This window comes from Chryseolinea serpens, from assembly GCF_900129725.1.
Classification (GTDB): domain Bacteria; phylum Bacteroidota; class Bacteroidia; order Cytophagales; family Cyclobacteriaceae; genus Chryseolinea; species Chryseolinea serpens.
Genome location: NZ_FQWQ01000004.1, coordinates 543,239 through 568,818, shown reverse-complemented (window position 1 = coordinate 568,818; position 25,580 = coordinate 543,239). Strand labels below are relative to the sequence as shown.

Below are 25,580 nucleotides of genomic sequence, written 5' to 3'. Positions count from 1 at the left end.
CACCTGAAAGGGATGTCCCTTGGGATTTTTCCATCACAGCTTATACGCGCACTTAACAAGTACTTGCGCAACGTCAATAGTTCAGCGCTGGTTTGTGTTCCTCGAGTTCATCAAATTCCTTGGCGATGGCATTCAGAATGGCGTCAACGCTGTGTACTTCATTTTCCATCTTCTCAAAGAACCAGGGGTAGCTGATGTCGGTTTCCATTTTGGAAAGCTGGATGAGTCCCAGCAACCGGGCAACGGGTCCGCGAACCTGGTGCGCGTTTGAGAAGGCATACCTGAGGAGCCTTTCGTTGTACTTTATCAAAGCGATCTCCAGGTTTTTCTTTTCGGTGATGTTGATGTGCGTTCCCAGCGTCATCGCGCTGAGGCTGCCGTCGGGATTGCGCAGCGTCTGTCCACGAGAGAGAACCCATATCCAGGTGCCGTTTTTATGTCGAAGCCGGAACGTGCTTTCGTACATGCTGCCGGAGCCGCCGGCGATGTAGTCGAAAAAGGATTGGAGGGCGCGCTCCCGGTCGTCCGGATGGAGGTGGTCCACCCAAATGTCGCGGATGTCCAACCGGTCCTTTTTCAAAATGGATTCCTCGTCATATCCCAGCATGGTAAAGTACTCGGGGCTGCACCATTGGTATTTTGTGTCGGCGTGATATTCCCAGGCACCGGCATTGGATGATGCAATGATCGAGCGGTAGCGTTCCTCGCTGTCACTTACAATCTTCTCGGTCCGGTCGCGTTGTTTTTTGACTTGCAGGGTGATCAAGATCAGTGCCCCGCATCCCAGGCAACCCGCGGAAAACGCTATGACCGAGACATACCGTGGAAATATTGCGGCAGCCGATGCGCTACCGCCAGAGCCCTGGCCCCCCACAAACAACAGGCACAAGGCCGCGAGGATCAACGCGATGCAAAAAAAGAAGAGCATCCTTGACTTCCGGCGGGTGTCCTTCTTGGGTAGGGTATATTCTTTAGGCAACATACAAGCATGAATAGGTTCGGTGTGCGAAGATAAGGGTTGCTTTTGAGCAGTCCTTTAAAAAAAATATTTCATCCCGGGCGAGGATCGGAATTTTAGTCCCGCGAGATACAACTTTGCCATTGTCAAGCGGTTGCATTTTTGCTCGTGCATCACCCGCAAACCACTCCTTTCAAACATTTATTTGAATGAACGCTATGGCGTGCCAAGCGGCCTTTATAATCCCGGCAATGGCTCCGTATTTCCACGGACGCATGGCGTTTCGCCCCGTTTGAAAAGAGCATAGATGAAATTTCTCTATGCCACAAGTCGCGTTGGCTGCGGCCACCCCACGGTCCCTTTTGGCAACTTCACGGACGAGTTTGGACAGCCGGAGATTTTGTTGACGAAAGTAAACTTCGCGCGGAAGTACTTTTGACCCAGCATTGACCGTGAGTTTTATTTCATTGGTCAGGCAACAGCTATAGAAATTTAAAATTTACGAGGTATGAACACAATCAAAGTAGTGGCACTCACCATCGGTTTGTTGGGTGTGTTGGCCGCCGTAGCAGCGGCAGTGAAAAGTTCGCAGGTTGAAAACAGCAAGAAAAAATTACAGGCCGGTGAAAACCCTGGCGGCTTTGCGGTAGTTGAGCTCTTTACCTCCGAAGGTTGCTCCAGTTGCCCGCCGGCAGATGAACTGGTCGAACGCATTCGAAAAAGTAACCCGGATGGCGTTTACATTTTGGCTTTCCATGTTGACTATTGGGACCACCAAGGCTGGAAAGACTCGTTCGGTGATCCGGAGTTCACCGCACGGCAACGGCAATACGCCGAATGGCTGGGCCTCCAGGGTTTGTATACGCCACAAGTTGTAGTCAATGGCGCGACCGAATACGTTGGCTCTCACAGCGGCCCCATCCTGGGAGCCATTGCGGAAGGGTTGGAACAAGCATCCACAAAAACACTGGCCCTGGAAGGCACGGTAGAAGGCGATAAAGTCAACATCCGCTATCAAGGCGATGGCGACGAAAAAAATTCAGAGCTGGTGCTGACCCTCGTGGAGCAATCGGCACAAAGCCATGTCAGGGCCGGTGAGAATTCGGGCAGACGTTTATCGCACGTGCAGATCGTGCGCCGGATGCTTCACGTTCCCCTGGGTGGGGATCGTAAAAAAGAGATCGCCATGAACCTTCCCGGTGACTTTACGGAAAAGGGTTGGGAGGTCATCGGCTTTGTCCAACGCAAAACGGATGGACGCATTACGGCGGTGGACCGGTTTGATTTTCAATCGGCGCTTCCCGGAAAATAAGGTAAATGCCAAAGGCAATGAAGACCGGGATTGCCTATTCCGGGATCGATATGGTCCACTTCGCGGATTACCGGTGTAGGATCATCACCCGTCCATCCTAGTTTAGCGCGGGAGGGGCGGGTGATGTCGTGCTGTGGAAGGAACTAAAAGATCATTTAAAGCCTATATTTGGAGCATGCGTAAAAAAACTTTTGAGATTTCTGGCAAGACCATTTGGCTCAGCTCTCTTTTCCTGGGCGTACTGATCTCGGTTCCAAAAATTGCCGAACATCACTTCAATCCCTACGAAGCGCTGGTCAACTCCCTGCTCACATTTTTGTTTTCACTCTTCGTCTGGTATTATAACATCATGACGCTCCCCGCCTATTCTTCGCGGGATGTTGCGAGTGGCTTTTCGTTTGTCCGTCTCTTCAAGAGCCTGGCGCTGGGAATTGCCGTGATGCTGTTTCTGGCCTGGTTTCAACAATTGCTTTTATCGCACCTGGATTTTGGGCCCACGATGTTGATGGTCGAGATCCGGGGCATCCTGATCAATCTCACGTTCTATATGTTTCTCCACCTGCTGTACCAGAGCTATCACAACCAGCAGGTCAGCATCGAACTGGAGCGTACGAAAACAGATAACCTTGGCGCGCAATACGAGTTGCTCAAACAACAAGTCAATCCGCACTTCCTGTTCAACAGTTTGAATACCTTGAAATACATGGTCGAGAGTCATGACGAGCATGCGGTCGATTTCATTCTAAAGCTTTCGGACTTTTACCGGTTCACCTTGGAAAACCGGAAACAGGATCTGATCAGGCTTTCGGAGGAACTGGAAATTTTGAATGCCTACGTGTTCCTGCTGAAGGCGCGTTTTGAGGATGGCATCGATCTTTCGATCCGTGTTGAGCCGGAACAATATCCAACGCTCATCCCACCCTTCACCCTCCAACTCCTGGTCGAGAATTGCATCAAGCACAACACCGTGTCGTTGGATCGTCCCTTGCAGATCAGCTTGTCGTCGGAGGGGGATTTTATTGTCGTCGAAAATGGTCTTCAACCCAAGCGGACACCGGAACCGTCTATGGGATTGGGCCTTGAAAATATCAACCAACGCTATGTCCATCTTCTGAATAAAGAAATTGAGATCCATCGCAACGAACATTCTTTCCAAGTAAAACTGCCCCTCATCCATGAATATCCTCATCATTGAAGACGAGCTCAAGGCCTCAAAGTCGTTGGCAGACCTGATCACCACCTTGAGACCTGCCTATAAGATCATTGCCCAATTGCAAAGCATCGAGCGCGCGGTAGCCTATTTCTCCGAAAACAAAGAGCCAGACCTGGTATTCCTGGATATTGAATTGGCCGATGGATTGTCGTTCGAGATTTTTAAGACGGTCAAGCTTCATTGTCCCATTATCTTTTGTACGGCCTACGGGCAATATGCGATGGACGCCATCAAGGCTAACGGGATCGACTATGTGCTCAAACCTTTTTCGAGACAGGATATTCAGACGGCGTTGGAGAAGGTGGAGAGTTTTAAAAACTTTTTCCAGCAGGAGGCTGTGCCGGATTGGAATGCACTGATGAGCAAGATTGGGGTGGACGACGGGAAGAAAAGTTTCCTGGTCTTCCGGAACAATAAGTACACCAGCGTTCAAACGGATGCGATCGCGTTTTTTTATATTAAGGAAGATGCGACGACGATCATGACGTTTCAGCAGCAGGAATATTCCATAGCGCAGTCGTTGGATCAGTTGGCGGCGGTATTGTCGGCGAAACAGTTTTTTAGGGTGAACCGGCAGTATTTGATCAACTTCGCGGCGGTGAAGGAGGTGGAGCATTATTTTGCGCGGAAGTTGTTTGTGCGGCTGGTCATACCCACTCCGGAGAAGTTGTTGATTGGGAAGGAGAAGACGAGTGCGTTCTTGGGGTGGTTGGAGGATCGGTAGTGTGAAGGTATGTGGGCGCGGGTGTGGTTTGAACCGCCTCACCTTCGCTAAAGCTTCGACCAGCAAAGAAAGTCGCCAAGGGCGCCCTCCCTCGCTGAAGCTTCAGTGGGTGGGCTACGTCAGCGCAAAGTTTGTTCTAAAAAAACAATAGCCTACTCGATTGCTGCGGGTAGGCTATTGTTTTGTTCGTGGTTTATATTAGATCAAGGTGATGACCACGTCGATGTTGCCGCGGGTGGCTTTGGAGTAGGGGCAAGTTTGGTGGGCGGCGTCTACCAGGGCTTGCGCGGTTTCTTTGTCCAGGCCGGGGAGGCTCACATTGAGGCGGGCTTGGAGGAAGTAGGCGCCGTCGGTTTGGCAGAGGTCTATTTCGGCATCGATGGCGGTGTCGGCGGGGAGGGCGATCTTCATCTTGCGGGCGGCGATGCCCATGGCGCCTTCGAAGCAGGCGGACCAGCCAGCGGCAAAGAGTTGTTCGGGGTTGGTGCCGGTGCCGGCCGTGCCGGGGGTGGAAAGTTTAATATCGAGGTGGCCATCCGAGCTGCGGGACACGCCCTTTTCTCTTCCGCCGGTGGTGTGGGTCTTGCCCGTGTACAATACTTTTTCGACTTGTTTCATGTTGCTTTGAGATTTGATTGTCTGTTCCATAACCTTATTTTTTGACGTTTTCTGAATTGTTTCTCAAAGAAACGGCCCGCGCCACCCAGGGTATACTCTTTATCCGCCAAGTGGACAAAGTCGATCGTGAACCCGGCACTCCAGGAGTTTGAAAATTCTTCGCCACCTATCCCCGTATAATAATCCCCGACATTTTCTACCGGTTTATTAGCGCCGGATTATTACCTTGAATGAAAACTTAATGGTATGGCAAATAACCAAATCGCCTGGGGCATTATCGGTTGTGGCGACGTGTGTGAGATCAAAAGCGGACCGGCCTTTAACAAAGTCGATCGCTCAACACTGGTAGCCGTGATGCGTCGGGATGTAGCCAAAGCAGAAGACTTTGCGCGCCGTCATCATGTTCCCAGATTTTACGGAGATGCCGGCGAACTGATCAACGACAAAGCCGTGAACGCCATTTATGTGGCCACCCCTCCTTCTACACATGAGTACTACACTGAAGAAGCGCTTAAAGCCGGCAAGCCCGTCTACGTAGAAAAACCGGTAACAGTCAACGCTGCCACATGCGAACGAATGATCGCCCTGGCAAAGAAATACAACAACAAAGTTTCCGTCGCGCACTACCGTCGTGAGCTTCCGCTTTTTAAGACCGTGAAATCACTGTTGGAAAAAGGAACCATCGGAAACATCCGTCTGGTCAGGATCAGCGTGCTCCAGCAACCCAATCACAAATACACCAACGCCGAACACGCCTGGCGCCTCGATCCGGACCTGGCAGGCGGCGGCTTGTTTCATGATCTCTCCCCGCATCAGCTCGACATCCTGTGCTGGCTTTTTGGAGAACCAAAATTTTCCACCGGCCGGTCCCTCAATCAATCCCGGTCCTATAATGCTCCCGACATCACGTCCGTTGAGTTGGGCTTTGAAAAAAATATTCTGATGCAGGGTGTATGGGCTTTCAACGTTGCCGAAAACTCCAGGGAGGACGTGTGCGAGATCATCGGCGACCAGGGCAAGCTTCGATTTTCGTTTTTTATGAATTCTGATCTCCAGGTAATCACTGCCGCGGGCACGCAGGTTATGCCGATGGAATTTCCGGTGAACATCCAGTTGCCTATGATTGAAGCGGTCACTAAATATTTCAGAGGTGACGGACCCAATCCCTGCTCGCTGGAGGATGCGCTGGTTTCCATGCGCATCATGGACAAGACACTTCAGACCTCGTAGCGTTTCGTCCCCGGGTCATTCCGTCCTCAAAGATTCTACGGGATTCTTTGTGGCCACTTTCATGGCGTGATAACTTATGGTTAAGAAAGCCATCAATAGTGACGCGATTCCAGCGATCGTAAATACCCCCCAGCCAATTTGAATGTGATAGGCAAAGCCCTCCAGCCATTCGCTCATGAGGTAATACGCCAGTGGGAATGCGACAACCATCGAAAGCATGATCATGCCGATGGACTCACCCGACATAAGCTTCAGAATACTCATCACGGATGCACCCATGATTTTTCTGATGCCGATCTCCTTGGTCCTGGATTCTGCAAAGAAAATGGTGAGTCCGAAAAGTCCCAGACAAGCAATGCCAATCGCCAACACGGTGAAAATCGAGAACAGACTTCGAAAACGCTCATCGTTCATATGAAGTCTTGCGACATACTCATCCTGAAAATTATAAAGGAAAGGCTTCCCGGGGTTAAAGCGGTTCCAAACCTTCTCAATTTCTTTTATCGTGGTATGGAGACTAGCGGCATTGACCCTGATAAAAAAATTGCTTCCGTTCCCTGCTTCCAGGATAAATCCGAAGGGAGCGATGGCTTGGTGGAGATCGGTGAAGTGAAAATCTTTTGCGATCCCAACCACGGTGACGTCATGCGTTTTTCCGGCTTCATCGTCCCACGCGAGCTTCTGTCCAATCCAGGGCGTTGGCAACCCCAGTTGTCGCGCGGCCTCTTCATTGATGATGATGGCGGTGGTGTCGGAAATAAAATCGCGCGAGAAATTCCGGCCGTCTTTAAGCGCAATGTTCATGGTCGGGATAAAATCATGATCGATGCGAATGAAATTCAATGAGATCTGCGCTTTGGTGGGAGCATATCCCAGACCATTGGTGGCATTGGTGGACCCGAGGAGACCATCGGCGCGGGCAATGCGATTGACACCTGCAATCTGACGGACGGCATCGTCCCATGAACCCGTCTCGGTACTGGGGCCGCCGATGCCGGCGCGGACATTGGGCACAATCACGATGTTTTCCCTGTCAAATCCCATGTCCTTCTGTTTCATGAAGTCGAGCTGGCCGGTGACGATCAACGTCCCGACAATGAGCACCGACGATATGGAGAATTGAAAAACGACAAGGCCCTTCCGCAGCGTCCGGCCTTTGTGCCCATCGCTGAAATTGCTCCTGAGAATTCTTAACGGCTGAAATCCCGAAAGATAAATGGCCGGATAAAAGCCGGCACTAAACGCCAACAGCAAACCAAAGGGGAGACACCAGCGGATCATTTGACTGCGGAGCAAAAGGCCCGAGAGATCGACTCCGATCACCGAAGTCAACGACGGAAGGATCACCGAGGTGATGGCAAAGCAAACCACGAGCGCGATCGAAACCGTGAGCAATGATTCCGCCAGGAATTGGCGGATCAGTTGAATCCGCACGGCACCAATCGACTTCCGTATGCCCACTTCCTTCGCACGTTTGGATGCCTGCGCCGTCGTCAGGTTGATGTAGTTTATGCAGGCGATCATCAATATGAACACGGCGATGAGCACCAATATCCGGAGATAGGCTATATTTCCATTGGGCAACAATTCCCATTTCAGATTTGATCTCAGGTGAATATCCGCGAGCGGCTGAACATGATACTGATCGAGCGTATTGGGCAAATGTGTTTTCACGATTTCGTTCACTTCGCGGGGAAGCGATAAAGGATCCGCCCCCGGTCTTAGCCTGACATACGTGTAAAAATCCGACCGTTGCCAATCGGCGTCGGGGTTGCGCCTGCTTTCAAACGGAATGAGCAGATCGAACGTGAAGTGCGAATTGTTGGGGATGTCTTTGAGCACACCGGAAACTTCGTAGTCGGTGCCGCCATTCATATTCATCCGGATCGTCTTTCCAATCGGGTCTGCGTTCCCGAAATATTTCTTTGCGGCCGACTCCGTCATAACGATCGAGTGAATCTGCTTCAGGGCATTCTCCCGGCTTCCGGAAACAAACGGAAAATCAAAGACATTGAAAAATTCCGGGTCAACCCTGATCAACTTTGTCTCATAAAATTTCGTCTCTTCGTATTGAAGCAAATACAATCGCCCCCAGGAAGGCGCGATCCGCGTGGCGGTCTCAACATCGGCAAGATCTGTCCGCAAGGCCTTGCTCAAGGCCGGCGGAGTGGTTGCATCCGGGACGCTGGCCCCATCGGCGTTGACAAAATCTTTCACCACACGATAGGTATCAGCGTATCGCACATGAAACTTGTCGAAACTGAGTTCATGCTCCACGAAGAGCATGATGCAGACAAAACCAGTGAGACCGATGGTGAGGCCAATGACATTTATAAAGGACGAACTCCTGTTTTTTATAAACTGCCTTGCAGCGATAGTGATTCCATGGCGTAAGATCATAAGGCAAAGGGTTGGGTTGGTTACAACTTTGCAAATAATGAGCCATTACAGAGACGCTCCGAAAAAGGGATAAAAACGAAAGTGCTTATCCGTCTGTGGGATAATGCGTTCGGCTGCGGACGGAAATCAGGAGCCAGGAGCCGGGACCAGAATTTGGAAATCGATAGTCAGTGTCAGTAGTCCATCGCAATTATTCAGAGGCATTCGAAAATTCACGACACGAAGCGCCTCGCTACCAACTACTGGCTTCTCAATCCCCTACAACTTAAAAAAGAAGAGCCCCTTATTTCTAAGAGGCCTCCTTAACCAACCTACCCAAAAAGACTTTTGTCAATTGCCTTGTTTTACCGGACGCACCTCGCTGGGGATGAGTCCGTGTGCTTCTTTGTGGGTGTTGATTACGGACTGTTCGTCTTTCGCTTCCGACAAGCACATCACCGTGCCCGTCTGTTCGTCGACCCAATAGTTTATGAAGTTGACATCGTATTTGCCTTGCGTTGCCAGATCTTTGGCGTGGGCTGCGGCCACGGCTTCAGCTGTGACGTTGCCGGCGCCGAGTTTATGGATATCCAAAAACAATGTGTGATTGAGCGTGATGGTGGACTCCGGCCCATCGCTGACGGGACGCACTAACTGCGGCACCAGCCCATGGGCTTCCTGGTGCGTCTTGTAGACGGATGCGGAATCGGGGGATTCGACGAGGCAATAGACTTTGCCCGCGGCTTCGTCGACCCAGTATTTAATAAAGCTCACGTCATACTTTCCTTGCGTGGCGAGATCTTTCTGGTGTGCTCCGGCAACCGCTTCGAAGGTCACCTTCCCTGGTTCCAGGTTATGTACGTCCAAATAAAGTTTCTTCGAACTCACAGATTTTACATCTTTCACAGGCACGGCCGTCGTGGAGGATTTGTCAATTTTAGAACTGCATGAAAAATAAAAGACCGTTGAAGCAACGAGAATGGAGAGTGCGTTTTTCATAATGATAAATGTTTTGTTTTGTGAAAAGGATCATGCGAAGTATTCTTTCATTGTCTTCGCGTCACAAAAGTCAGCACCTCGCCTCGCGCAGGCTCGTAATCTGGTTGCGAAGGGCGATACTCTTGTTGCAGGTTGAATTTTGTCACGAATGAATCATGCCTATTTACTTTTGAAAACGTGCTGAAGCATCTCTCTTATAATAGAGTAGTGACAATATCCGAATTATACAATGCCACAACATTTTCCGTAACCTATTACGCGACGTTGCAGATATATGTGTTTCGCGTCCACATTTTTTCCCTGACAGAAACCCAAAACGTTACAGTTGCGTTTATGAAGTTTTTGGTTACCCCATATTTTTTTCTAAAAGACCCTCTATGAAAAAACTTGCGTGGTTGTATTTGTCTTTGCTGGCCAGTTTACCGGCCTGGGGCCAAAACAAAAAATTGGACAGCCTCTACCATCAGCTCAATCAACATCCGAAAGAAGACACGGTACGCGTGCAACTGCTCGTGGGAATCTGCTATTATGAATACACCTCCGACAACGAGCGCAATAAACTTCACGCCACCGAGGCCCTGCGCATTTCCAGAAAGCTTCACTACACCTTCGGCACCGGCACTGCGCTCAAATACATGGCACTCTATTATTGGGTGATCGGCGACTACGACCCCGCGACCCAATATGCCATTCAAATGCTGCAGACGTTCGAAACTTCTACCAACGTACTGGGATTGAGTCAAGCCTATAATTTGTTGGGCCTTATTCATGAACGAAGCCAGGACTTTGAAAAAGCAAAATATTATTACACCAAGGCGCTCGAGATCCGTCAAAAGGCAGGGCTCAAACGGGATGTAGCCTATAGCTTCAACAGCCTGGGATCACTCTATTATAACCTTTCCAAATTTGACGAGGCCCGGGACTACTTCCAGAAGTCGCTCAAGATCCGGGAAGAACTCAAGGATGAAGACGGCCTGAGTCAAACGTATGGGAACCTGGCCGTGATCTTTATGAAAAAGAAGGAATACACTGCTGCCGTGGAATATTATCAAAAGGCCCTGGCTATACTGGAAAGAATCGGCAACAAATACAGGACGATGGTGAACTACACCAATCTGGGTGAAGTCTATATCTACTTAAAAAAATACGACGAAGCGGGTCGCTATTTGCAGGCCGCCCTCGCGATGGCCACCACCTTGCACCACAAAGAAGTGCTGGCCGAAGTCTACGACAAACTAACTCTCCTGGAGTCGGCAACAGGCCGGCACAAACAGGCGCTGGCGTATCTTGAATTAAAGCACAACTATTTGGATAGCATTTATACGGAGAAGAAGGCAAAACAAATTGCCGAAGTGGAAGCGCGCTATCAAACGGAAAAAAAGGATCAGACCATCCTCGCCCTGCAACAACAAAAAGAAATTCAAAACCTAAAACAACTGTACCTCGTCCTCGGGCTGCTGGCCATGAGCATGATCGCGGCGGCCATCTACTTTTTGCAGCGGTCGCACAACCGGAAAGTGAGCGGTCTGCTGGAAAACCAAAAATCTTTAAACCTGCGGTTGCAGGAAGCCGACCAGCTAAAGTCCAATTTATTTGCAAACATCTCGCACGAATTCCGCACACCACTAACGCTCATCCTCACCCCCATCGAAGACAAGCTGGCCTCTCCTTCCCTGGCGCCCGAAGAAAAAGAATCGTTCCAGTTGGTGGCACGCAATGCCAACCGCTTGCTTTCCCTGGTAAACCAGGTGCTGGACCTCACCAAGCTGGAAGCCAAAAAGATGGAGCTCGTCGTGCAACAAGGCGATTTGAAAAAGTTTTTAACCGTGGTGTCGGCCTCGTTCGATTCGCTGGCGGAAAATAAAAAGATCCGCTTCGAAAAAAGCATCGCCCTGGAAACGGCCGGCTCCTGGTTTGACGCCGACAAGCTCGAAAAGATCATCAACAACGTTTTGTTCAACGCCTTCAAATTCACACCCGAAGGTGGGCAAGTCACGTTTGCCATTACACAGTCTCCCCAAACGAACGACCTGGAAATCGCGATCAGCGATACCGGGAAAGGAATTCCGGAAGACGAACAACAGCATATCTTCTCGCCATTTTATCAATCCCGTCAGGCAGCCGACGATGCACGGTTTGGAACGGGCCTGGGTTTGTCGTTGGTGAAGGAATTGGTAAATCTCTACCAGGGCACCATCGAACTCACCAGCGTTTTACATCAGGGCACTACCCTTCGCATCACGCTGCCCCAGACAAAGGAGAGACTTCCCGCATTTGCTGTGCTCAAGGAAGAGGTTCCCCAAATGAATCAACTGGCCGCGAAACCTGCAGAACCCGTTCAGTCCAACGCTGAAGATATCAACGACGAGGCCGCGTGGGCCAGCGAGCCCGCACAAGAAGACACCGTCCTGATCGTCGAAGACAATGACGACCTCCGGAATTATATCGCGTCGACATTAAAAGGTCAGTTCATCACGCTAACGGCCAAAGACGGAGCCGAAGGATACGCACTGGCCATCGAGCGCATCCCCGACCTGGTCATCTCCGATGTGATGATGCCAAACCTCGACGGCATGGGTCTGACGGAAAAGTTAAAGGCCGATGAGCGTACTTCTCACATACCCGTGGTATTGCTCACCGCGAAGGCAGACCGGGGATCAAAAATCGAAGGCCTGCAGACGGGTGCCGACGACTATCTTTCCAAACCATTCTCCTCCGAAGAACTCAAAGTAAGGGCAGTCAATCTCATCGAGCAGCGAAAGAAACTGGCCACTATATATAGAGCGGGCTATTCCGTCGCAGCGCCCCCGCCAAAGGAGCCCTCGCTGGATGACAAATTCCTTCTGAAAGCCAAACAGCTTGTGGAAGACAACATCGCCGATCCCGGGTTTGGGGTGGAGAAGATGGCCGACAACATGCACTTGAGCCGGGCCCAACTGTTTCGAAAGCTGAAGGCGATCGCCGGATTGTCGCCCAATGAATTTATCAATGAGATCCGTTTGCAGAAAGCAGCCCAGCTCATTCTTTCAAAGGCCGACACACTCACGCAAATCAGTTATGCCGTGGGCTTTAACGAACAGTCGTACTTCGCCAAACGCTTCCGCAAGAAATTTGGAGTCGCACCCAGCGAGTACAGTAAAAAGAACGCTCCCCAAAAGGCTTGAACTTTCGGGTTGCCTGATCTATTTCTTTTTTCCTTCTCCACTCACCCCAGAAGAAATGATTTGACCCCTTTTTCAAGCTGATTTGGGCAGGATGCAACAAGAGTATCCCTTTTTGACACAAAAGTCACCAACCCTAACCTGCATTTTCTGCGTCTCTGGCTGGGAAAATAATTTTGAAAATCCTCCGAAGCCATGAAAAAATTACTGACCCCATTTTTTTTCCTGTTTGCCATCTTGTATGCGCTCCTGACGATGCTCACCTCCTGCACGACGGAGGATCGGTTGGAGCCCGCGAACGCCAAGGAAACTTTTTCATTTTCCCAGGTTCAACGAGATGCTGGCACGACCGACGGAACCTCCACGCCCGCCTTTGTGCTGCTGAACCTGAAAGACGGCCAAGGCAACCTACAGGAAAACATAACGCTCGCCCTGTCCCCACGCGACCAGGGCTATAGCAGCGAAGGTCTGGACCTGCAACCGGGAAACTACGAGCTTCTTGAATTTGCCATTTTAGATGGAGCCCATAAAACCCTCTACGCGACGCCCAAGGAAGGATCGGCATTGGCGCCCAACATCGCTAATCCCCTTCCTCTGGGTTTCGTCGTTTCTCAAAATGGCGGCGGCAAGGTTGTTCCACCGGTGCTGGCGGTGACACCGGACGATACTCCCGGAGCATTCGGCTACACCAGCTTCGGAATTGACACCACGAACCCGAACGAGGTGATGCTCATCAAATCAAATGTTAAAGTTAAGATCGGCGGCGTGCTCTACGAAAATGTGGATGCGCACCTCAGGGTCAGTGGTTTTGACGCCAACAATGTACTGCAATGGGAGAAGGACTTCAACTTCGTCGGCCCCGTCGACAACCTGCTGGAAGTTAAAAACGGGTTTCATCATTACAGCATCGCCCTGGTGGACAAGTGGGGAACGAACGACATTCAATCGGACATCCCCGGCAAAGCATTTTGGGAAGGAAGGTCTGACGGCCCGCTTCCCGTGACCTATGTTTTGGTAGGATCGAAAGACGCCAAAAAACTATCGAGCTATATCCTCTCCAACGAAGTCAGTGTTGCCGGTGGCGGCACAAGATACCAACCCAACATCAAAGTGGAGTACACCTACACGGCCGCGGGTCACATCGATCACATCCATCATAAAACCTACAACCCCGAAACCGCACAGTTCGAAGAAACCACAACCGACACGTTCGTGTACGAAGGTGATGTGGTCTCCGAAATATCGACGGTCATGAATGGAGAACCCTATGCGGAATATCGATACAGCTATGGCATAGAAAATAAGATAGTCGCGACCTTGCACTATGCCAATGAACTCGTGGGCACACAAACCGCTCGGCCAGAGGCCGGAAACAATCGCGTCAATGTGAGCTACAGCTATTCCAATGGCAGGGCATTCGTGTATGCGTTTGATGTTCGTTATAAAAATATCGCCAGCGATCAGACCACCCAAGGCCAGGTTTGCAACACCGGCAGTTATGCCTACGATAAAAATATCAACCCCTTTCTGCACCTCGGCTACATGGACTTCGACTTTGAAAATTGGCCGGCTAACAATAAAGTAGCCGAAGATGTCCACTACATCGCTTGTGGATTCCCTTCTATCATTCCGGTGGCACACGCCTATACGTACGATCCCGATGGATACCCGATCACAAAAATTACGACCTACAAAAAAGGAAGCCAGGATGATCAAAACGATTCGGACCTTTCTTTTCACACCAAGGTAGAGTACTCCTATGAATAGCTCACGTCCCGTCCCCACCCAGGCGCTCGCTTCTTCGCAGATTGAGGCGGCGCCTCAACACATTCGTTTCATGAAGGAACTGGAAAATTCCAGTCAGGTCAGTAGGATCGAATCGATCGATCTGCTGCGGGGAATTGTCATGATCATCATGGCCATTGATCACGTGCGTGACCTGTTCCACTTCGATGCTTTTCTCTATAGTCCGGAGGACCTCGCACACACTTCTCCCGGTCTGTTCTTCACGCGGTGGATCACGCACCTCTGCGCACCAACCTTCATCTTTCTGGCCGGCACATCATCGTATTTTGTGGCGCGAAGAAAAACCAAAAAAGAAACATCCTTCTTCCTGCTCACGCGTGGTCTTTGGCTCATTGCTCTTCAACTGACCCTGGTACGGTTTGGGTGGCACTTCGACCCGCTTCTTCATTACAATGGAAGCTCCATCATTTCCATTATCGGTGTTTGCATGATTGTGTTGGCAGGCCTTATTCATCTGCCCACTTCAGCCATTCTTTTTTTTGGGCTTGCCCTCGTATTGGGCCACAACCGGCTGGACAACATTGCCTTTGAAAAAGGAACGGCTGCCGATGTTGTCTGGTCATTCCTGCACGTGGCAAAGATATTCGATCTGGGGCATGGTTATAAATTCTCTTTTCTTTATCCGCTCATTCCCTGGGCCGGCGTGATGGCACTGGGCTATTGTCTCGGACGACTCTATGAAATCGATTTTACTTCTAAAAAGAGACGAAAAGTGCTCTTGCTTTTGGGCGTGTCGAGCCTCGTCATATTTGTCGGGCTGCGGTTTATCAATCGCTATGGCGATCCCCTCCCCTGGAGCGTACAATCCGAATGGTCTCTTACGGTTATTTCTTTTTTCAACCTGCAAAAATACCCACCATCGTTACTCTACGTATCCGCGACCCTGGGCATTTCATTAACATTACTTGGCCTGCTGGAAGGAAAAAATGTAACCGCATGGAAACCCGTTTCACTTTTTGGAAAAGTGGCGTTGTTCTATTATGTGGCGCACATCTACCTGATCCATCTCCTGGCCATGGCCGCCGCCGTGCTCACCGGATTCTCCTGGCGATCCATGATCTTTTCCGGAGCCGTCGCCAAAAGCTCGCCGGAGCTCGTCGGTCACTTCGGGTTCAACCTTCCTCAAGTGTACATCGTCTGGGTATCGGTGGTGCTATTGCTCTATCCGCTTTGTGTGTTATGGAATACCTTCAAGACGCGGAACAAGGAAAAATGGTGGGTGAGCTATGTCTGAGGTCTTTGAAACTCAGTTGACCCTTCGCCGTTCTTCATCTGATCCGGATTTCAATTTAGCCGCCGCAATCTTCCGGCTGCCCAGGTTTCGTTTGTAGGTGAGCCTGACATACTGATTGTGAAAGTCGTATTTAAAATAATCGTTCACGTAGTTCTCCGGCGAGTTAGTTTTGATCCTCCACATGTTGGTGTACAGAATGTCGTCCATCGCTAAGGTTAACGTCCCGTTCTCACCCAGTTTCTTTTGAACACCTGCATTGAGAGACCCTTGTGGCAAGTACACCGCGATGCCCGACAGCGTGGTGGATTGATAGCTCCCCGAGATCTCAATCGCAAAATCGTTTGGCAACTTCACAATGCTGACTACGTTCAGGTTCACACCAAACAAGTCCTTCCTGACATGGTGTTGCACCGGCCCCGCCTCGGCAACCTGATATTGCACCGTCACGCTGCCCTGTGCTTCCCACCATGGTGTGATGCTTAGCGAATAGGAATTGGTGAGACCAAGAGTATTTAAATAGTCCAGGTTCTGAGCCCGGTAGGTAAGCGTGTTGGACACCGTATCTACTTCCGCTTGATACGAATTGATCTCTCTGCGCGAATGTGTGTACTGCAGGGAAACAACCCACTGCTTTACATGAAAGCCTACCTTTACCGCATCGGCCACCGCAGGCAGCAACGACGTGTTTCCCCCGGAGAACGTGTTCGGTCCCCAGAGAAATACATAGGGCGCCATGTCGTTGAACGTCGGCCGGTTGATCCTCCTGGAATAGGAAAACTGGATATCCTTTTCGACGTCGAGGTCTTTCTTTATGAAGAGGGTTGGAAAGAAATAGCCATACTTCCGGTCGATCACATCCTGCTCGGCCGGTGTGCTGATGTGGGTGTGCGTGTATTCATACCGGAGACCGCCGGTGAGCAACCATCGTTTTTCGGGTTGCCACGTGGTAGAGACATAGGCGGCACTCACGTTTTCGGAAAGGGTGGCATGCGACGAAAAAAATGGATCCACAATCCATTCATCCCCTCCCAGCCATCGCCGCACGACAACGTCATTGTCGAGACCCGATTTCACACCCTTGATGCCTGCGTCTATGGTCAGGGCTGCAGAAGGTGAATAGCGGTAGTCGGCTTTGCCGATCAGAAAATGAATGGGCGTAACTTTGCTCAGCGCTATTCGCGACGTTTCAGAGATGTTGCCGTGTTCATCGACGACGCCATTGTCGTAGACTGACGGATTGTCGTTGTTATAATACAGATAATCGACGGAAACATTGAGATCACTTTTCGGGTTGATCCTGGTTTGGTAGGTCAGTCCCACCGTTGCGCTTTGCCAGATGTTCGTCTCCTGGATGTTTGTTTTTGTATGGCGCATGGAGTCTGCCGCCAAGTGCTGCTCGTCGTAGGCCAGGGCCGTTAGCTCCCAGTCTCTCCGGTAGGCCGTGATGCCCAGACTAAGCACCGAATTCGTGGTGGGCTTCCATTCAAAGCCGGCATTCAGATTTTGTTGCGTCGTCCAATTCTCGCGATCGCTCCGGTCGTTGACCGTCGCTGGAAATCTGCTTCCGACCGACGTCCGCGCCATCGCCATGGTATGCCAGTTGTGATCTCGCAGCCAGGAATAGTCCAGAAACCAGGCCGTCTTTTTTGCGCGGTGATTGATTGCAAAATTTGCCCCCAACGTCTCTGCACCACGGTATCCCAAGGTCAACCCGAACGAGCCGTTTGTGCCCAGGTCTTCATTGTTTTTCATGACGATGTGAATGATCCCGCCATTGCCCTCGGCATCGTACTTTGCCGGGGGCGTAGTGATGAGCTCAATTTTTTCAACGTTCGAAGCGCTCATGCCATCCAACATCTGCACGACCGCGTCCAGCGGCATTTGGACAACTTTGTCGTTGATCATGATGCGCACCCCCGTCTTTCCATTGATCGCGATGCTATTGCTCTGCCGGTTCACCACCACACCGGGCGATTTCTGCAGAACCTCCAGGAGCGTGTTGCCCGACGACGTAATGCTGCTGGCCACGTTCACCACGAGCCGGTCGGTTTGTTGTTCGAAAAGCGGTTTGTCTGCTATGACCGAAACTTCATCCAGGGCCGTGGCCGACTCCTCCAGGGTGACGTCAGGCATGATCAGATCCTTGTCTACCGTCATCAAGGCCGAATGAAATTTCACATAGCCCACCATAGAGGCAGATAAAAAATATTGCCCCGGCTGAATATGCTCAAAAAGAAACGCTCCTGTATTTTCAGTCATCACCCCTTTCACCACTGCAGAGTCCGGTCCCAGCAAGAGCACGGTTGCGAAAGGCAAGGGCTGCTGACGGTCGAAAATTTTTCCTTTGATGGTCAATTGCCCCAGACAACTCATCGCCGGGCATAGCAAAGCCAACACGAACAACTTGATTTTAAACATAAAAATGATTTTTAATTTTTAAGATTTTGTGAAGCGCCGGCAGGAGGTTATTCGGTGGCATCCATTCCATTTCTGATCAGGAAAGCCTCGTATGCCACGCGATACTCCGCCGCGTCGGGAGCCAACGCGATGGCATGCTCATAGGCCGTGAGCGCGTCGATCAACAGATGGTGTTCTTCATAGAATAAAGCACGCAACAATTTGCTGTGCGCGTCTTCCGCTTTTATGGCAAGGACCTCGGCAGACAGAAGCTTGTCGATAACCGCCCGCGCTTTTGTCGAAAGTTTTTTTACCAGGTTGGGTGGAGATTTGCTGCCATTGTTCCCTTTGATCTGCACCTCTACCAGGAGCGCGTCCGTGTCGGCGATTTTTAGATTCCGCCAGTCCACATCGACACGGTTCCCGGTGGTCTCTATTTTCAACAACTCCTCTTCAAAGAGGTCCTTGAGCGTGACTTTGTAGGATGTCCCGTGATCTGCCGATTTCCAGCGAATGACAAATGTTGGGTTATACACTTCGGCATGATCCTTACCCGGCAACAGAACCTTTACGGGTTCCGGGTAGGATTGCGCACAAACGCTGCGCAAACAAAACGCAAAGAAAAGGATAGGCATTTGCCGGGATAACACGACGTTGGCGGTCATGATCATCACGCGAAGGCGACCGCCAACAGCGCGATGGGGATGAGAGAGGGTTGTCATTTTTTGAAGCCTTAAGCGGATTAGCGCTTTTGATAAGGCTCAAAATTACGGGTCGCATCAGCGCGGCGCTGATACTCTGGTTGCGAATGGAGGTATTCTGGTTGCTGCACCGGAAAAATCTGCGGTTACGGCTGTTTACGTTTGAGCCGTTCAGCGTTCATGCAGCATCGATAGATAGCATCGGCTCAAACGGCCGTCGTCGAGGCTGCTGGATTTACAGCGGGCAACCGGAAAGCTGAAAGAAAATGTAATGCAGGGGAACTGAAAGATGTCGTTGCCACTAGAATTTAAAAATCCTCCTGACCAACTTGACCAATGCGTAGGTCCCAACCATCAACCACGCCGCGATGAGAATGATTTTGATGATATCTTCCATCACTTAAAATCACTTCGTCTAATTTCAAATCGATCGCCCGGCCTTTTCGCGATAACACACACCCATCCCATAGCTGCAATCCCGATAACGGTTGGTGGTATTTTGTGATCTGTAGCTTTGGTGAAATCCATTTTGTAACTGCTGTTCATTCAACGATTCTTGCAAAAGGCGACAGTGAGCTGACGAACCCTCCCTCCGTACGTCAGAATACTCGTTGCCATCCTATCCGGCAACCAGCAACCTACTCACAAATGCCCCAAACCCATAGCACGTCTTGACTTTCCCTTTGGTCAAATCACCTTTTTCCAAAAAAAGAAAGTAGCAATAGCAATCCCCATGATCAGGGTGCCAAATACTGCCAATACAATAAGGTTCAAAACATTTTTCATAAACGGGGATTTAGAAAACGATTATATAAAAGGGCCTTTCGTCCCACCGGAATTACGTCGCCATGAAGTCAACTTTCCCGTCAGGCAGATTCAAATCCAGCCGTGACAAGAAATTCAAGATACAAAAAAACCAGCTATTAAACCTCCTTTAATTTTTCGGACCTGTTTGCGAAAAATTTAGAACAACGGGCTCTCGCATCTGCTACGAGGTGTTAAAACCCCTGTAAACCATTGATCTACAAGGATATGATGGGCGATCCGTTGGTAAGGAGAGGGATTCGAGCTATGAAATACATCACCGGCAAAGCGCCCTAACGTTCCCGGCAAAAGATACCGTACGTGGATGCGTTTCAACTTACTCATCGAGGAATGCCAGCCCGCGACGGATTCAGGCGGAGGCCAATTTGTCTTTTACATAATCCGCCAAACGCAAGGAAAGCGCGACAAGGGTCAGCGTAGGATTCGGCGCAGCCGAAGTAGTGTAACAACCGGCGCCAGCCACATATAAATTACTTATGCCATGGACCTGGCAATTGCTGTCCACTACGCTTTTAGTAGGATCGGTACCCATTCGAGTCGTACCCATGTGGTGCCAGCCTCCGTTGGTTCCAACAGGCCAGCTCATGTCATGTTCGTCGCGCAAAAATTCCTTTAACCGCACACGCCCCAAGCCCGCCCGGCCGATTTCCTGACCAATCAATTGATTAACGCTCCGAATACTTCTTTTATCAAGTTCGGTTAACGCCCAATGGAGATTGGCTCTCGGTACGCCGAGCTCGTCTTTTTCTGCACCGATCGTTACACGCGAGTCAGGGTTTGGTGCCTGCTCAATCCGGGTTTGAAATTCATATGCCCGCTCGATCGCGTGGCCTTTTTCACGCTCCGCAGCACGGCCTGCGTTGCCCCAGCTCTTGAGTAAATTATCGATCGCCTTACGGGGATCTTCATTTTGCCATACGTCCATGCGGGCTTGCTGGTGTTTTGCTATGGCGAGCGGACTTAATCCAGCCGTCCCGTTGAGTATCTTGTTTTTAATCTGAACATCTTTTGCAATCGCCAGTTCACACCACAATCTTTTCTCTTCCCCGTCGAACGTAAACAAGTCTGTTGGGAAGGGTTTAAACAACCACAATTCGGCAGTCTGAATCTCGAGATGCTCCATGAAGTAGCGGCCCACTACGTCATGATCGTTTCCCAGCCCCTGCTTCGCCTGTGTGTTCGATGCCAACAGGATCCGGGCATTTTGAATCGCCCCGCCGGCAAGAATAAAATGCTTCGCCTTGATCGTATGCGTTTTTCCTTGCAGGTTCTTGACCTGAATTTCGCGAACGCTGGAAACATTTTCATTGGCCACAACATTGACCACCGTGGCGTAGGTAAAGAGATGGACATTCTTTGCTTTGATGATGTCGTCTTTATAGGCTTCTCCAAGACCTCCGTTAGGTCCCCAGACTGGACTGAGCTGCCACATTTTGTGCCACACTGTTTTTGCATCAAGCGGAAACGGTTTAAGACTTGGCCATTGTTTTTGCCAGTACTCCAGGTCGTAGCGATAAGGACCGAGTTTCAATTTTTCGTTGGCCCTCGCATAAAACGGGTCCAGGTCTTTTCGTGTGATCGGCCATCCGCTGTCCGGCACCCATTCCCGTTTTATAAAATCAATTTCATCAAACGGCGAACACATACCCGCCCAATGCCCTGTGGTACCACCAAAGAGGGATAGACGGCTTGACCGCAAGGGATAATATCGCTGTCCGGTTCCTCTCCCGATATATAAATCCTGCACGTTGTCGTCATACTCGAACCCACCACTTTCCAGGAGAATTACTTTATGCGACGTTTTCGTCCAATCAAGTGCCATACTGATCCCGGCGGCACCGGCGCCTACAATGCACACATCACCCTCGATAACGGTGTTGTTTGGGATAATTCTTGCGTCTGCGTGCATAGTGGTTTTAATCAGGTTGTAGCGTCGAGGCAAGTGCGCACTGGCGAGCTTCTGTAACGGAAAGGATCCATCCATCAACCAACACCGTGTTTCCGGTTTCAAAATCATGCGTGATGCTTTCGTTCAGTCTGGAAACTATCGACGCTCCGGCGTTGAAAGATTCCGCACGCAATAAATTGCTCAGCGCATGTGCGCTATTTTCTACAGGCACGATCAGGCGATACTGGTTTCCGATGTGACGGATGGCTTTGGTGTCCCAAATAAGGGAAAGGGATTGAGGCTGGGTCAAAGCGTCGTCATCCCCGGCATCGCTCATGTAGTAGTAGGCTGCCGAAATCGAAATGAAACCAATGCCGCCCACTGCGGAAAGCACAAAATCTCTTCGTTTCACAATGGAATTAAGTTGAGTGCGCTATATTTAATTGTACCGATTCAAATCGACCAGGAATTCGTTTAAACGTTCGTCTGGAATCAAGACGAGAAATTGGCTCAATACCGGCAAGCAATTGAGTTGAAAATTGATCACCCGGCCAACGTTCGGAGAAAAGCACATCAGCACGTCTTTTGCTCCTGCTATCGAATATAATAAAAAAGAATTTACTTTAGTAAGTTCTTGGCAGACCGCTTAGCCTGCTCCGGAGATTACGCTACATCTCAAATGATTATCACGCTAACCGTAAATCCAATCTTATCGGATATTTTCTCCAGTGGGGGCACCCTGCTTTTACAATAACAGGTCTTTTATTCAGAAAAATTTGCTGCATTACTTATGATCCCTGAAATCAGGTTCCTTTCCATTGCAGTCCCATAAAAAAAATCGTCGTTCACCATGATGTCATCAGCCGGTTGTGCGATCTCTGGAAATAAAGTTTTTTAGAATAGATTTCTCTTCAAATAAAGATAGCGTTCATCAGGAGGTCTTCGGGAAACCTGATTGTTGTTCAAAAATTTCAAGCTGGATGGAGTTCCCGGCTTCTCTTTTTTAGTCACCGGTTCTATGTAAAAACGATGACTAAATAGTAGCATAAAATATCACCTTGGAGTGGCCAAAAACAAATAAGCCCTTGGATTACAAGGGCTTATTTGATGGCAGAGAGAGAGGGATTCGAACCCTCGATGCGGTTGCCCGCATAACGGTTTTCGAGACCGTCTCATTCGACCACTCTGACATCTCTCTGTGTGGTCTGAATCCGCCAGCCGGCGGATGCGGGTGCAAAAATAAAAACTCCCGCAGGCTTTGCGAGAGTTTTCTAAAAAACCTTCGTTTATTTTTTACTCGAAGCGGAGCGACTCGATGGGGTCCAGGCGCGAGGCCCGTTTTGCAGGGTAGTAGCCCGAGATGACGCCTACAAAGATGCAGACGGCAAGGCCCCACAACATGGTCACCCACGGCATCACAAACGCGTTGATGCCCATGAGCTTTGCCAGGCCATTGCCGATGAGGATCCCGAGAATAACCCCCGAAATACCGCCCAGCAAACACACCACGATACCCTCGATGAGGAACTGCTGCCGTATGCGCAAAGGCGTGGCGCCCAGGGCTTTACGAACACCAACCTCACGGGTGCGCTCGGTCACCGACACGAGCATGATGTTCATCAGGGCAATACAGGCGCCCAGCAGTGTGATAAAACTGATACCAAAGCCGCCCATGCGCAGGCCGCCGATGATGCTTTCCATTTCCTGGGCCAGGGTCTCGCTTTTCTCCAGTTCGAACGAGTTGGGCTGTCCCACCTGGTCGCGGCGGATGGCGCGCATGATGCCAGTGGCCTCACCCATGGCATATTCCATTTGGGAGGGGTCGGAAATGCCGATGGTCATGTCATACCACAGGCCTCGGCCTTTGGCCATCTGGTTGCCCTTGATGATGGGCATAAGCACCATATTGTCGTAGTTGTTGTCGGAGAACTCGCCCTTTTCCTTCATCACCCCGATGACACGGAACTGGAAGCCGGAAATGTTGATCTCGGACCCAATGGGCTCCTCCGTCTTTCCATAGAGGGAAGTGAACACTTTATGGCCGATGATGGCGACTTGGGTGCCATATTCCATTTCAAGCTTTGAGAAATTGCGGCCAGTCTCCACCTCCAGCCCCTTTATGGGCAGGAAATCGGCGTTGACGCCCTGCACCTGGACGTTGGGGTTGGTCTTTTTCGAAAGGTGCTTCACTTCGGCGATCTCGGTGACAAAAGCCGACAGGCTGATGGTGGAGGGCACTTTATATTGGTCGATGAAGCGGAAGGCTTCAGTCATGCGGATCTGGGGATATGTTTTTTCCTTGATCCCAAGGCGATTGGAGCCCCGGTTGGTCTTGGAGCGGATGTCGAACGTGTTCACACCCAGGGAGGCCAGGCTCTCGTTGACGGAATATTCGATCCCATCGATGGCCGTAAGGATGCCTACCAGCGACATGATGCCGATGGCCACAATGAGGGCTGTAAGGATCGAGCGCAACAAGTTGGCTTGTATGGAGCGGAGGCCCTCTTTTATATTTTCAATCAGGTTCATGAAACTGTCTACAATTGCGTTGTGTTACAATACGTTGATAAAGTACCCCCCAATGTTACAGCCGGCAGCCGATTTTTTAGGGTGAGGCCCTAATTTTGTGCTATTCCATCAAAAATGTCGCAGCAGCGAAGTAAATTTAAGTTCTATAACGGGGTTTGAGTATGAAGCGTAGCGTGTTTTTCCTGTTTTTTTTGACGGCCTACATCACGGCCCACAGCAATTCCATTTTCATCCCCATGGATGAAAAACAGTCCAACCACCTGAAGGCCTATGGCATTGCCTACTGGATCTTGCGCAGCGACATGCAGGTGGACTGGTTGCTGAACTACCGCGGCGGCAGTTTCATGTGCGACTATCATCCCGCAATCCAAAACGAGTTGATGGTGCGGGGCGTAAGCTTCGAGATCATCTCCGACGCCCAGACCAACCAGATCATCTCCGAGATCGCCAGCCCGGCCATGAACTATGACCTGATGAAGCTGGAGAAATACCCCAAGATCGCCGTCTACTCCCCCAAGACCAAACAACCCTGGGACGACGCCGTGACCCTGGTGCTGACCTACGCCGAAATTCCCTACGATATTGTCTTTGACGACGAGGTGATGAATGGTATGCTCACCAAATACGACTGGCTGCACTTGCACCACGAAGATTTCACCGGGCAGTACGGCAAGTTCTATGTGCAGTACAGCAACATGCCCTGGTATATCGAGCAGCAAAAAGAAGCCGAAGACCTCGCCCGAAAATTTGGCTTCCACAAAGTGTCGCAGCTGAAGCTGGCCGTGGTGAAGAAGATCAAAGAGTTTGTTACTTCGGGGGGATTCTTGTTCGCCATGTGCTCCGCCACCGACACCTACGACATTGCATTGGCCGCCGAAGGCCTTGACATCTGCGACCGGATGTACGATGGCGATCCTGCCGACCCCACCGCGCAAGACAAATTGAAATACGAAAACACCTTTGCCTTCACCAATTTTCGTTTAGAACGCAATCCCCTCCAATACGAATTTTCGGACATCGACAATCAACCCAACGAGCGGGGCCTGCGCCAGGACAACGACTATTTTTCATTGTTCGAATTCTCGGCCAAATGGGACCCGATCCCCACCATGCTCACCCAAAACCATACCCGCGTCATCAACGGTTTCTTCGGACAAAGCACAGGGTTCAAAGAGAACCTGATCAAGCCCGACGTGGTGATCATGGGCGAAAACAAATCGATCAAAGAAGCCAAATATATTCACGGCGTCCTGGGCAAAGGATTCTGGACGTTCTATGGAGGGCACGATCCTGAAGACTATCAACACCAGGTGGGTGAAGAACCCACGGACTTGAATCAGCATCCGAATTCACCGGGGTACAGGTTGATTCTGAACAATGTGTTGTTCCCGGCGGCGAAGAAGAAGAAGCAGAAAACGTGATTCGCGGCGGAGGTATTCAGGAGCCTGGAGCCAGAATCTGATGCTCGGTATTCAGTAGCCAGTAGTTAGTAGTAAGTAGCCAGGCGTGCGGAGCCTCAACGTCATGTCGCAGGCACAAGTTTTTTAAAAACCTACGGCAGAAGTTCAAGACATCCCGAATTTCGAGAGCAGAGGAACTGGATATA

Annotated in this window: 17 protein-coding genes and 1 tRNA gene; 8 read left to right on the top strand and 10 right to left on the bottom strand. The window is 50.4% G+C overall.

Translation table 11 applies throughout. From position 1 onward, the window contains the following. Positions 1-73 precede the first annotated feature (73 nt). Positions 74-982: a PAS domain-containing protein gene (locus tag BUB30_RS26980; RefSeq protein ID WP_073140811.1), complete on the bottom strand. Its 909-nt coding sequence runs from the start codon at positions 980-982 to the stop codon at positions 74-76. A 484-nt stretch (positions 983-1,466) separates the two neighbouring features. Between BUB30_RS26980 and BUB30_RS26975 the strand changes: the two genes are divergently transcribed. The 3 genes from BUB30_RS26975 to BUB30_RS26965 all read left to right on the top strand — a co-directional run bounded on the left by BUB30_RS26975 (position 1,467) and on the right by BUB30_RS26965 (position 4,207). Further along, entirely contained in the window at positions 1,467-2,270 is an 804-nt protein-coding gene (locus BUB30_RS26975; protein ID WP_073140809.1) for a DUF1223 domain-containing protein, read from the top strand. A 175-nt stretch (positions 2,271-2,445) separates the two neighbouring features. Beyond that, complete coding sequence (locus BUB30_RS26970; protein WP_073140808.1) at positions 2,446-3,465, top strand: sensor histidine kinase; 1,020 nt, start codon at positions 2,446-2,448, stop codon at positions 3,463-3,465. Further along, positions 3,446-4,207 carry a LytR/AlgR family response regulator transcription factor gene (locus tag BUB30_RS26965; protein ID WP_073140806.1) on the top strand — a complete coding sequence of 254 codons (762 nt, stop codon included), beginning with the start codon at positions 3,446-3,448 and terminating at the stop codon, positions 4,205-4,207. Before BUB30_RS26970 ends, BUB30_RS26965 begins: the two co-directional genes overlap by 20 nt. A gap of 198 nt (positions 4,208-4,405) precedes the next feature. Here BUB30_RS26965 and BUB30_RS26960 read toward each other — a convergent pair whose 3' ends face one another. Next, the gene (locus BUB30_RS26960) at positions 4,406-4,855 is read right to left on the bottom strand and encodes an organic hydroperoxide resistance protein (RefSeq protein ID WP_245804183.1); all 450 of its coding nucleotides are present in this window, start codon (positions 4,853-4,855) and stop codon (positions 4,406-4,408) included. Positions 4,856-5,071: 216 nt separating this feature from the next. On the opposite strand from BUB30_RS26960, the gene BUB30_RS26955 reads away from it, so the two are divergent. Next, the gene (locus BUB30_RS26955) at positions 5,072-6,055 is read left to right on the top strand and encodes a Gfo/Idh/MocA family protein (protein WP_073140804.1); all 984 of its coding nucleotides are present in this window, start codon (positions 5,072-5,074) and stop codon (positions 6,053-6,055) included. Between the two features lie 15 nt (positions 6,056-6,070). On the opposite strand, the gene BUB30_RS26950 is transcribed toward BUB30_RS26955, so the two are convergent. Both BUB30_RS26950 and BUB30_RS35515 read right to left on the bottom strand, forming a co-directional pair. Then, on the bottom strand, positions 6,071-8,455 hold the full coding sequence (locus BUB30_RS26950) for an ABC transporter permease (protein ID WP_073140802.1): 2,385 nt from the start codon (positions 8,453-8,455) through the stop codon (positions 6,071-6,073). 330 nt (positions 8,456-8,785) lie between these two features. After that, positions 8,786-9,433 (bottom strand): nickel-binding protein, encoded by a 648-nt coding sequence (locus BUB30_RS35515; protein WP_221408810.1) that lies wholly within the window; start codon positions 9,431-9,433, stop codon positions 8,786-8,788. A 377-nt stretch (positions 9,434-9,810) separates the two neighbouring features. Between BUB30_RS35515 and BUB30_RS26935 the strand changes: the two genes are divergently transcribed. The 3 genes from BUB30_RS26935 to BUB30_RS26925 all read left to right on the top strand — a co-directional run bounded on the left by BUB30_RS26935 (position 9,811) and on the right by BUB30_RS26925 (position 15,634). Beyond that, entirely contained in the window at positions 9,811-12,597 is a 2,787-nt protein-coding gene (locus BUB30_RS26935; protein ID WP_073140800.1) for a tetratricopeptide repeat protein, read from the top strand. A gap of 192 nt (positions 12,598-12,789) precedes the next feature. Then, positions 12,790-14,361, top strand: coding sequence for a hypothetical protein (locus tag BUB30_RS26930; protein WP_073140798.1), 1,572 nt, complete (start codon positions 12,790-12,792; stop codon positions 14,359-14,361). After that, positions 14,354-15,634: an acetyltransferase domain-containing protein gene (locus BUB30_RS26925; RefSeq protein ID WP_084138426.1), complete on the top strand. Its 1,281-nt coding sequence runs from the start codon at positions 14,354-14,356 to the stop codon at positions 15,632-15,634. The genes BUB30_RS26930 and BUB30_RS26925 overlap by 8 nt, the downstream gene beginning before the upstream one ends. A 12-nt stretch (positions 15,635-15,646) precedes the next feature. On the opposite strand, the gene BUB30_RS26920 is transcribed toward BUB30_RS26925, so the two are convergent. From BUB30_RS26920 to BUB30_RS26895, 6 genes are all read right to left on the bottom strand, one after another. Beyond that, positions 15,647-18,052: a TonB-dependent receptor gene (locus BUB30_RS26920; RefSeq protein ID WP_073140796.1), complete on the bottom strand. Its 2,406-nt coding sequence runs from the start codon at positions 18,050-18,052 to the stop codon at positions 15,647-15,649. 47 nt (positions 18,053-18,099) lie between these two features. Then, the gene (locus BUB30_RS26915; protein WP_143165099.1) at positions 18,100-18,753 is read right to left on the bottom strand and encodes a hypothetical protein; all 654 of its coding nucleotides are present in this window, start codon (positions 18,751-18,753) and stop codon (positions 18,100-18,102) included. A gap of 1,153 nt (positions 18,754-19,906) precedes the next feature. Further along, on the bottom strand, positions 19,907-21,466 hold the full coding sequence (locus tag BUB30_RS26910) for a GMC oxidoreductase (RefSeq protein WP_073140792.1): 1,560 nt from the start codon (positions 21,464-21,466) through the stop codon (positions 19,907-19,909). 7 nt (positions 21,467-21,473) lie between these two features. Beyond that, positions 21,474-21,857, bottom strand: coding sequence for a hypothetical protein (locus tag BUB30_RS34940; RefSeq protein WP_143165098.1), 384 nt, complete (start codon positions 21,855-21,857; stop codon positions 21,474-21,476). A gap of 696 nt (positions 21,858-22,553) precedes the next feature. Then, a tRNA-Ser gene (locus BUB30_RS26900) sits at positions 22,554-22,643 on the bottom strand. 95 nt (positions 22,644-22,738) lie between these two features. Continuing rightward, a complete protein-coding gene (locus BUB30_RS26895) occupies positions 22,739-23,974 on the bottom strand; it encodes an ABC transporter permease (protein ID WP_073140787.1) in 1,236 nt (411 codons plus the stop codon). A 161-nt stretch (positions 23,975-24,135) separates the two neighbouring features. Here BUB30_RS26895 and BUB30_RS26890 point away from each other — a divergent pair, with 161 nt between their 5' ends. Continuing rightward, positions 24,136-25,395, top strand: a complete 1,260-nt coding sequence (locus tag BUB30_RS26890) for an asparagine synthetase B (RefSeq protein WP_073140785.1) — start codon at positions 24,136-24,138, stop codon at positions 25,393-25,395. Positions 25,396-25,580: the final 185 nt, after the last annotated feature.

Excerpts from the sequence above, each read along its gene's own strand:
- BUB30_RS26980 (WP_073140811.1), bottom strand. The coding sequence starts at position 982 with ATGTTGCCTAAAGAATATACCCTACCCAAGAAGGACACCCGCCGGAAG.
- BUB30_RS26975 (WP_073140809.1), top strand. The coding sequence starts at position 1,467 with ATGAACACAATCAAAGTAGTGGCACTCACCATCGGTTTGTTGGGTGTG.
- BUB30_RS26970 (WP_073140808.1), top strand. The coding sequence starts at position 2,446 with ATGCGTAAAAAAACTTTTGAGATTTCTGGCAAGACCATTTGGCTCAGC.
- BUB30_RS26965 (WP_073140806.1), top strand. The coding sequence starts at position 3,446 with ATGAATATCCTCATCATTGAAGACGAGCTCAAGGCCTCAAAGTCGTTG.
- BUB30_RS26960 (WP_245804183.1), bottom strand. The coding sequence starts at position 4,855 with ATGGAACAGACAATCAAATCTCAAAGCAACATGAAACAAGTCGAAAAA.
- BUB30_RS26955 (WP_073140804.1), top strand. The coding sequence starts at position 5,072 with ATGGCAAATAACCAAATCGCCTGGGGCATTATCGGTTGTGGCGACGTG.
- BUB30_RS26950 (WP_073140802.1), bottom strand. The coding sequence starts at position 8,455 with ATGATCTTACGCCATGGAATCACTATCGCTGCAAGGCAGTTTATAAAA.
- BUB30_RS35515 (WP_221408810.1), bottom strand. The coding sequence starts at position 9,433 with ATGAAAAACGCACTCTCCATTCTCGTTGCTTCAACGGTCTTTTATTTT.
- BUB30_RS26935 (WP_073140800.1), top strand. The coding sequence starts at position 9,811 with ATGAAAAAACTTGCGTGGTTGTATTTGTCTTTGCTGGCCAGTTTACCG.
- BUB30_RS26930 (WP_073140798.1), top strand. The coding sequence starts at position 12,790 with ATGAAAAAATTACTGACCCCATTTTTTTTCCTGTTTGCCATCTTGTAT.
- BUB30_RS26925 (WP_084138426.1), top strand. The coding sequence starts at position 14,354 with ATGAATAGCTCACGTCCCGTCCCCACCCAGGCGCTCGCTTCTTCGCAG.
- BUB30_RS26920 (WP_073140796.1), bottom strand. The coding sequence starts at position 18,052 with ATGTTTAAAATCAAGTTGTTCGTGTTGGCTTTGCTATGCCCGGCGATG.
- BUB30_RS26915 (WP_143165099.1), bottom strand. The coding sequence starts at position 18,753 with ATGACAACCCTCTCTCATCCCCATCGCGCTGTTGGCGGTCGCCTTCGC.
- BUB30_RS26910 (WP_073140792.1), bottom strand. The coding sequence starts at position 21,466 with ATGCACGCAGACGCAAGAATTATCCCAAACAACACCGTTATCGAGGGT.
- BUB30_RS26895 (WP_073140787.1), bottom strand. The coding sequence starts at position 23,974 with ATGAACCTGATTGAAAATATAAAAGAGGGCCTCCGCTCCATACAAGCC.
- BUB30_RS26890 (WP_073140785.1), top strand. The coding sequence starts at position 24,136 with ATGAAGCGTAGCGTGTTTTTCCTGTTTTTTTTGACGGCCTACATCACG.